The sequence below is a fragment of the Acidovorax delafieldii 2AN genome (assembly GCF_000175235.1).
Taxonomy (GTDB): Bacteria; Pseudomonadota; Gammaproteobacteria; order Burkholderiales; family Burkholderiaceae_C; genus Acidovorax; species Acidovorax delafieldii_B.
The window spans coordinates 1-7,769 of record NZ_ACQT01000176.1; the positions used below are offsets into that span (position 1 = coordinate 1).

Here is a 7,769-nt window from a genome sequence, read left to right on the forward strand (position 1 = left end):
CCCGCGCGCGTGGCGGCCGAATGCGCGCCGCTGCCCGCAGTGCCCGAAGTGGCCGCGCTGGCCGCGCCCGCCGAGCAGCGCATTCCCTTTGCATCGGCCCAGGCCCATGTGCTGATCGGCCAGCCGGGCTTTGCGCGCCGCGACCCCGATTTCCTCGCGCTGCTGGTGGGCAACCACATTCTGGGTGGCGGCGGCTTCACCTCGCGCCTGACCCACGAGGTGCGCGAACAGCGCGGCCTGAGCTACAGCGTTTACAGCGGCTTTGCGCCAGGCCTGCACGCGGGCGCCTTCACCATCGGCCTGCAGACCCGCCCCGACCAGGCCGCGCAGGCCGTGCAGGTGTCACGCGACGTGCTGGCGCGCTTTGTGCGCGAAGGCCCCACCGAGACCGAACTGCGCGCAGCCAAGGACAACCTGATCGGCGGCTTCGCGCTGCGCATCGACAGCAACCGCAAACTGCTGGGCAACGTGGCCAACATCGCCTGGAACGGGTTGCCGCTTGACTACCTTGAGCATTGGACGCAGCGGGTCGAGGCGCTCACCGTGGCCGACATCCGCGCCGCCATGGCCCGCAAGCTGCAGCCCGAGCGCATGGTGACCGTGATCGTGGGGGGGCAGCCATGAGCCGCTCCATCCTGCGCGCCGATGCCTTGCCGGGTGGTCGGCGCGCCCATGCCGCACAGCCCGCCCAGGCCCCCGCGCCCGCAGCCAAAGCGCCCAGGAACGGAGCGACGCCACCGTTGGCCAAGGGCGCGGGTGAAATCCGCATCATTGGTGGGCAGTGGAAGCGCACCCGACTGCCCGTGGCCCAGCGCCCGGGCCTGCGCCCCACGCCCGACCGTGTGCGCGAGACGCTGTTCAACTGGCTGGGCCAGGACCTCACGGGCTGGCGCTGCCTGGATGCATTTGCCGGAACCGGCGCCTTGGGTTTCGAGGCGGCCTCGCGGGGCGCCGCCGCCGTGCAACTGGTCGAGAACGACGCTGCCCTCGTGGCCCAGTTGCACAGCCTGCAGCAGCGGCTGGAGGCATCGGCCGTGCGCGTGCAGCGAGGCGATGGCGTGAGCTCCCTGCGCGCCTGTGCGCCCGGGTCGCTGCACCTGGTGCTGCTGGATCCGCCGTTCGACAGCGCCTTGTTCGTGCCCGCGCTGCAGGCGGCCGCCGATGCCGTGGCGGCAGACGGGTTCGTCTATCTCGAGGCGCCGCAAGCCTGGACCGACGAGGCGCTGGCACCTTTCGGGCTGGGCGTGCACCGCCACCTCAAGGCCGGTGCCGTGCATGCCCATCTGCTGCAACACCGGGCCTCTGCAGCCGGCTGATTTGCTATCTAAAAAGTAGCTGATGGCGCTTTGCTGGCAAGCGCAAGCGGCCATCTTTGCTTGAAATTGCGCCGGAGAGGCTCTGCTGCGCTTCCCACGCGCCATGCGCCCGCATGGTGCCGGCACGTAGGGCGGTCGGGCCGCTTTGGCGGATCTGCGGGCCGGGCGGCCGGTTCTAAGGCTGCCCGCTCGACTGCTGCATAAAAGATAGCTGAATATGCCTTATTGGTGAGCGCCTGCGCCCTATTTCGCTTGAAGATGCGCAGAGAAAGACGGGGTGGCGGCGCCATGTTGCAGTGCACTGCATAATGCGCGCACACGGTCCCAACGGCTCCCGCGGGCCCTCGGGGCCCCATGTCCCACAGCCCTACAGGAGACCCGCCGCCATGGCCCAGAACGTGCTCGCCGTTTATCCCGGAACCTTCGATCCCATCACGCTGGGCCACGAAGACGTGGTGCGCCGCGCCACCCAGCTGTTCGAGCGCGTGATCGTCGCGGTGGCGGCCGGCCACCACAAGAAAACCCTGTTCAGCCTGGAAGAGCGCATCGAGATGGTGCGCGATGCGGTGCGCCAATACCCCCAAGTGCAGGTCGAGAGCTTTTCGGGCCTGCTGCGTGACTTTGTTGTGGCGCGCGGCGGCAAGGCCATGGTGCGTGGCTTGCGCGCCGTCACCGATTTCGACTACGAGTTTCAGTTGGCCGGCATGAACCGCAGCCTCATGCCCGAGGTGGAGACCGTGTTCCTCACGCCCAGCGACAAATACCAGTTCATCAGCAGCACGTTCGTGCGCGAGATCGCGGTGCTGGGGGGCGAGGTGCACAAGTTCGTATCGCCCGAGGTGCAGCAGCGCCTGGCGGCCAAGGTGGAGGCCATGGCGCCCCAGTAACGGCCTGCAAGGGGCCATTACCGCCTTTCTGGTCGCATACCCAAGGCACAGCCTGCACTGGCAGCTTTTTTTTGCTAGCGCTGCGGCGGCCCAGGTTGCCGCCATCATGCTGATGGCTGATGGCCGTGATCAGCCAGGCGGGCGCCGCGTGCCGACGGCCCGCACCAGGTCGTGCACGAACCGCAATTTCCGCAGTGCACCGCCCGACAGCGCGAAGGGGTAGGCGTCGCTCTGCCCCAGGCTGCGGTTGAGGCTGTTGAGCATCAGCGTAAGGGGTACCCATTGCCCCACCATGTCGTCGAACGAGGGGCGCGGGTCGGCAAAGGGGTCGGTTATCTGGTGCTGCTGCGCCGCCTGCGGATGGGGCACGGTCACGCGGGTTTGGTAGCTGGCCGCAGTTTCAAGCAGGTCCACCAGGTGCAGGTAGTGTGCCCAGGTTTCGGCCCAGTCTTCCCAGGGGTGCGCGGTGGCGTAGCTGCTCACATGCTGCGACTGCCAGTCGCCATGCGCGCCGTATCGTGCATAGTGGTTGGCCAGCGCTGCGGCGTAGTCGGCGCGCTCGTCGCCAAAGGTAGTGCGAAAGGCCACCAGGCCCCCGCCGTCGCGCACGAGCCTGTCCCAATAGAAATGTCCTGATTCGTGCCGCAAGTGGCCCAGCAAGGTGCGGTAGGGTTCGCCCAGCGCCACCCGCCGCTGGGCGCGCTCGGCATCATCGGCCTCTGCCACGTTGAGGGTGATGGTGCCGGCGTGGTGACCGGTGAGTACCTGTGGACTTCCCGGCCATTCAGCCAGAAACTCGAAGACCGGCCCCGACTGCCCCGGCGCGGGCTCCAGACCCAGGCGGGCCAGGGTATAGAAAAGCTGGCGCTTGGCTGCCTCGATCTGTTTCCAACGCCCTAGGTTGGCGGGTTGCGACAAGTCGGGCAGCCGCCGTGTCTGGCGGCACGATGGGCACAGGTCAGCGTTGTCTTCTGCAGGGATGGCGAAGTTGCATGCGTCGTAATCGGTATGGTTGCGGCACATGCGGTAAAACGGCGCGTCCGCAGCCACGTGTTCGCCGCACCCCCGCCGCTGCCAGAACTGCGCCCCCCGTTGCGGCGCGGGTGCCAGAGCACCCATGGTGAGCTGGTCTGGAAGGAAGGCGAGCGTGCTCCCGCAGTGCAGGCACCGCACGCTGTCAAAGAACACCAGATGACCGCAATGGTCGCAATTGAATACCCGCATGCCGTACAGCTTACCCGGTGTGAACGCACGTCGGCCGCGGGGCCGAATGGGCTGCTGCGTAGCGCCGGGCCCACCAGACAAAAGGCGCACCAGGCTCAAGGCCGGGTGCGCCCGGGATTGGCCGCCTTCGATGCGATCAACGGGGGCGGCCCGTCAGTCCGTCAGGGGCGAACGACGATGCTGTTGCGCACTTCGCGCACATGCTTGGTGCTGCGCGCAATGGCTTCGGCCTGGTTCTTTTCGGCCTGTGATTTGGCAAAGCCCGAAAGCTGCACCGTGCCGTTCAGCGTTTCCACGCTGATGGCGGTGGCCGAGACGGATTTGTCTTCGGCCATCTTCGCCTTCACGGCGGTGGTGATGCCTGCGTCATCGACGTAGGACCCCACGGTCTGCTGGTTGCGGGCCACCGAGCAGCCGGTGGCGGTAACGAGGGTGATGCCTGCGACAGCGGCGAAGGCAAGGGCACGTGCGTATTTCATGGTGTATTTCCTTCTTCAGTGGGTTGAGTGAACGCGGGTGCGGGGGAAAGGACAACCAACCGGTCTATTTGCACCCTCCATGACCGGCTGGCTGCTTGCGGTGCTCGATGTGCGGGAGTGTGCTCAGTTTTCCAGCAAATCCCTCAGTTCGTCCGCATGCTCTTCTTCATCGGCCAGTATGCCTTCGAGCATGCGCTTGGTGGTGGGATCTTTGTCGCCGATGAGCGCGATCATCTGGCGATAGGCTTCCACGGCAATGCGTTCAGCCACCAGATTGGCGCGCACCATGGCCTGCAGGTCGGACGCCGTGTCGTACTGGGCGTGGCTGCGCGCCAGCAGGGTGTCGGGCGAGAAGTCGGGCTCGCCACCGAGCTGCACGATACGCCGCGCAATCAGATCGGCGTGGGCGGCCTCTTCGCCGGCGTGCACCATGAACTCCGCGGCGATGGCCGGCGATGCCAACCCATGGGCGGTGAAGTGGTGGCGCTTGTAGCGCAGCACGCACACCAGTTCGGTGGCCAACGCATCGTTGAGCAGGCGCACGATGTCGTCGCGGTGCTGGCTGAAGGCCGGCGTCACCGCGCCTTCTTCCAGATGGGTGGTGGCTGCGGCATGAAGCGCTGCTTCGTCCAGCATCAGCGCGGGAGCAGCAGAGGATGGGGCGGAATTCATGGCCGGGGTGTTTCCTGTACTAAAACGAAACAGTGATCAGGCATTGCGCCGGCGTGACAGCAGCAGGCATGCCGCCGCCAAAGCCGCGCCAGTCGCTGCCGCGATGGCCATCGATTTGCCAGGCTGCTGCACCACGTAGCGGGTGGTGGCGTCGGCGGCCATCTGCATCTGGCGACGTGCGCGGGCGCCGGTGTCGGCGCAAAAGTCAATGCCGCGCGTGGCAAGGTCCTGGGCGCGTGCGGCCAGCTCGTCGATGGCGGGACTGGCTTCGCGGCGCAGGTTCTGCACACGGGCTTCGGCCTTGTCGAGGGATTCGTTGGCCATGCTGCGCGTGCTCTTGACGGCGTCCTCGGCGCTTTGCAGCACATCGTCAGCAAGGTTGCGGGCGCCGCCTGCGATTTTGTTGGTGGTGGACTCTGTGTTCATCGTGACTTCTCCAGAAAGTGGTTGGTTGTTCGCAGGGGCGGCAAGCTCAGCCTTTTCGCAGCAGACCCACGACAAAGGTCACGACGGCCATGATCACGAACACGAAGAAAAGGATCTTGGCGATGCCTACGGCGCCAGCCGCGATGCCGCCAAAGCCGAAGACAGCGGCGATGAGGGCAATGACCAGAAAGACAACGGCGTAGTGCAGCATTTCATCTCCTTGTGAGGCCGGCGCAACCGGCGGTTGGATGGCGGCTGAGGTTCAGCGCCTGAGATGTACTGTAGGCAGGGCGGCCCGGCTGGGCTGCCGGTGGCTGGCGCGGCCCCCTGTCAGCCAGGGAACGGCCGCCGTGTAGGACCACACCGACGCGCCAATGCGGGGTTGGGTGATGCGAAGCGCCAGTGCGCTGCGGGGCACGCAGGGCCAGGCGTTCGGTACGTGGCATTGGTGATTGGCGTAGTGACCGGTGCTGCTGCGCGTTGCGCGTGAGCGCTTGAAGGGCGCCCCTGCGATGCCCCGGTACTTGTCGGCCGGCGCAGCCGCAAGGCCGCCCGGGCCGCCGCAACGGGCGGGCAGCGGCTCAGCGGGGTTTGGGCAGGACGGCCGAAACCAGGGTACCGCTGTCGGGCCGCGAGGTGATGGTGAGCCGCCCCCCTGCGGCCTCCACGCGGTGGCGCATGCCCGCGAGGCCGTGTGATGTGAGGCCCACGCTGGCAGGGTCGAAGCCCGCACCGTCGTCGCGTACCTGCACGGTGACGTGGGTAGGGTAGCTGTGCACGGACACCAGCACCTTCTTGGCCTTGGCGTACTTGCTGATGTTGGTGAGGGCTTCCTGCACCAGGCGGTACACCGTGAGCTGAGTGGCCTCGGCGAGCTGCACGGCCTCGAGGCTGGTTTCCACCTCGAGCGAGGCGCGCTCGGCGTATTCGCGGGTCAGTATCTCGAGGGCCGCCGTCAGCCCCAGGTTGGCCAGTGACGAAGGACGCAGGTCTTCGATGATGCGGCGTTTGAGGGCAATGCCGCTGTTCAGCGTTTCGGTCAGGTGCCGCAGGCGCTCGGCAATGTCGGGGGCCTGGTGATCGATCTTCGATTTGAGCCGTGCCACGTCCAGCTTGGCCGCCGTCAGCAGCGCGCCCAGTTCGTCGTGCAGTTCGCGCGCGAGGTGCCCGCGCTCGTCCTCGCGCACCTGCTGCAGGTGGCTGGCCAGTTCGGACAGCGACGCCGTGCGCTCGCGCACCAGACCCTCGAGCCGGTCGCGTTCGCGTTCGAGAACCTCCTGTTCCCGCTGGTTGACTTCCTGCAGGGTCTTGGCCTGGCGCAGGTACATGTAGAACGCCAGCAGCCCGATGGCGGTCACGGTGGCAATGCCGATGCGCGAGAGCATCAGCGACTGCACGATCTGCGCCTGGCTCTCTTGCACCCGCTGGCCCGCGTGTTCGATCAGTGCGTGGGCGAGCTTGCGGATCGACTCCATGTGCTCCCTGCCAACGTCGGTGTAGAGAATGAACTTCCATGCATCCTCATTGCCCTGGCGGCGCAGGCGCAGGCTCAGTTCCATCTCGGCGAGCTTGCGCGACACTTCGCGCGAGAGGTAGGCGAACTGCTGCATGTCCTCGGGCGACTGCAGATAGCGGCCGCGCAGTTCGTCCAGGTTGGTCTGCACCGTGGCCACGGCTTTGTCGTAGGGCTCGAGGTAGGTTTCGTTGCCGGTCAGCAGGTAGCCGCGCTGGCCCGTTTCGGCATCGAGCATGCTTTGCAGCAGGCGGTTGACCGCGTTGCGCGTCTGCTGGCCCTGGCTCATGTCCTCGACAGCTTCCTGCGATCGCATGTGGCCCGCTTCATTGATGCCGATCAGCACCAGCGCGGCCAGCAGCGCAAACGGCAGGCTCACTGCCATGGTCCGGCTTTTGCGCAGCCAGTGTCGGGAGTTTTCTCTGAAGGTCATGCGGGGTATTCCGGAAAAGTGCCAGGAACTGCTACGCTGTCGCCTGCGATGCGGGCCACGGCGCGCACATATGCAACAACCAAAACCCGGGAGCGGCTTGGCGGCTCCCTGAAAGATGCTCAATGATCAAGATCGGCATTGTGGATGACCATGCAATTGTGCGTTCGGGACTGCGCCAGTTTCTCTCGGAGCATGTGGACCTGCGCGTGGAGGGCGAGGCCGGCAACGGACGTGAAGCCATCGATCTGGTGCGCAACCACGAGATCGACGTTCTCCTGATGGATCTGTCGATGCCCGGCCAGAGCGGGCTGGATGCGTTGGCCATGCTGCGTGCCAAGGCCCCCGACATGGGCATTCTCATTCTGAGCGGCTACCCGGAAGAACACTACGCCATCAATCTGATCCGCCAGGGTGCCAGCGGCTACCTCAATAAGGAATGCGAGCCCTCTGAAATCGTCGAGGCCATTCGCACCATCGCGCTGGGGCGGCGCTACCTCACGCCGGCAGTGGCAGAGCTGCTGGCCCAGCAGCTCAACCGCAAGGACGACGCTCCGCCACACGAGCAACTCTCGGAGCGGGAGTTCCAGGTGTTCCTGAAACTGGCCAAGGGCGAGACGGCGGGCGACATTGCCAAGGCCCTGTCGCTGAGCGTGAAGACGGTGAGCACCTACCGCACCCGGCTCATGGAAAAGATGAGTCTTTCGTCGAACAGCGATCTCACCTATTACGCGCTCAAGAACCGCCTGATCGACTGAGGGGTATGGCCGGCGGGCCTGCGCGGCCCGCGAGGGCAGGGCGCGCCGGCACAACCGGCGCGGC

The 7,769-nt window shown here is 66.3% G+C and carries 10 protein-coding genes; 4 read left to right on the forward strand and 6 right to left on the reverse strand.

The window, feature by feature from the left end; translation table 11 throughout:
- From ACDELDRAFT_RS16695 to coaD, 3 genes are all read left to right on the forward strand, one after another.
- Positions 1-624, forward strand: a 624-nt coding sequence (locus ACDELDRAFT_RS16695; protein ID WP_005798987.1) for a M16 family metallopeptidase, incomplete at its 5' end; no start/stop codon positions are given.
- Positions 621-1,316 (forward strand): 16S rRNA (guanine(966)-N(2))-methyltransferase RsmD, encoded by a 696-nt coding sequence (gene rsmD, locus ACDELDRAFT_RS16700; RefSeq protein ID WP_005798989.1) that lies wholly within the window; start codon positions 621-623, stop codon positions 1,314-1,316. The genes ACDELDRAFT_RS16695 and rsmD, both read left to right, overlap by 4 nt.
- Before the next feature lie 386 nt (positions 1,317-1,702).
- Positions 1,703-2,203 (forward strand): pantetheine-phosphate adenylyltransferase, encoded by a 501-nt coding sequence (gene coaD, locus ACDELDRAFT_RS16705; RefSeq protein ID WP_005798991.1) that lies wholly within the window; start codon positions 1,703-1,705, stop codon positions 2,201-2,203.
- A 129-nt stretch (positions 2,204-2,332) separates the two neighbouring features.
- On the opposite strand, the gene ACDELDRAFT_RS16710 is transcribed toward coaD, so the two are convergent.
- The 6 genes from ACDELDRAFT_RS16710 to ACDELDRAFT_RS16735 all read right to left on the reverse strand — a co-directional run bounded on the left by ACDELDRAFT_RS16710 (position 2,333) and on the right by ACDELDRAFT_RS16735 (position 6,950).
- Entirely contained in the window at positions 2,333-3,427 is a 1,095-nt protein-coding gene (locus ACDELDRAFT_RS16710; RefSeq protein ID WP_005798993.1) for a zinc-binding metallopeptidase family protein, read from the reverse strand.
- A 161-nt stretch (positions 3,428-3,588) separates the two neighbouring features.
- A complete protein-coding gene (locus ACDELDRAFT_RS16715) occupies positions 3,589-3,906 on the reverse strand; it encodes a BON domain-containing protein (protein WP_005798994.1) in 318 nt (105 codons plus the stop codon).
- Between the two features lie 123 nt (positions 3,907-4,029).
- Entirely contained in the window at positions 4,030-4,578 is a 549-nt protein-coding gene (locus ACDELDRAFT_RS16720; RefSeq protein WP_005798996.1) for a ferritin-like domain-containing protein, read from the reverse strand.
- Positions 4,579-4,614: 36 nt separating this feature from the next.
- Positions 4,615-5,004: a hypothetical protein gene (locus tag ACDELDRAFT_RS16725; protein ID WP_005798998.1), complete on the reverse strand. Its 390-nt coding sequence runs from the start codon at positions 5,002-5,004 to the stop codon at positions 4,615-4,617.
- Positions 5,005-5,050: 46 nt separating this feature from the next.
- On the reverse strand, positions 5,051-5,215 hold the full coding sequence (locus ACDELDRAFT_RS24260; protein ID WP_005799000.1) for a DUF1328 domain-containing protein: 165 nt from the start codon (positions 5,213-5,215) through the stop codon (positions 5,051-5,053).
- Positions 5,216-5,585: 370 nt separating this feature from the next.
- On the reverse strand, positions 5,586-6,950 hold the full coding sequence (locus ACDELDRAFT_RS16735; RefSeq protein ID WP_005799002.1) for a sensor histidine kinase: 1,365 nt from the start codon (positions 6,948-6,950) through the stop codon (positions 5,586-5,588).
- Positions 6,951-7,072: 122 nt separating this feature from the next.
- Between ACDELDRAFT_RS16735 and ACDELDRAFT_RS16740 the strand changes: the two genes are divergently transcribed.
- Positions 7,073-7,705 carry a response regulator gene (locus ACDELDRAFT_RS16740; protein ID WP_005799004.1) on the forward strand — a complete coding sequence of 211 codons (633 nt, stop codon included), beginning with the start codon at positions 7,073-7,075 and terminating at the stop codon, positions 7,703-7,705.
- The last annotated feature ends 64 nt before the right edge of the window (positions 7,706-7,769 follow it).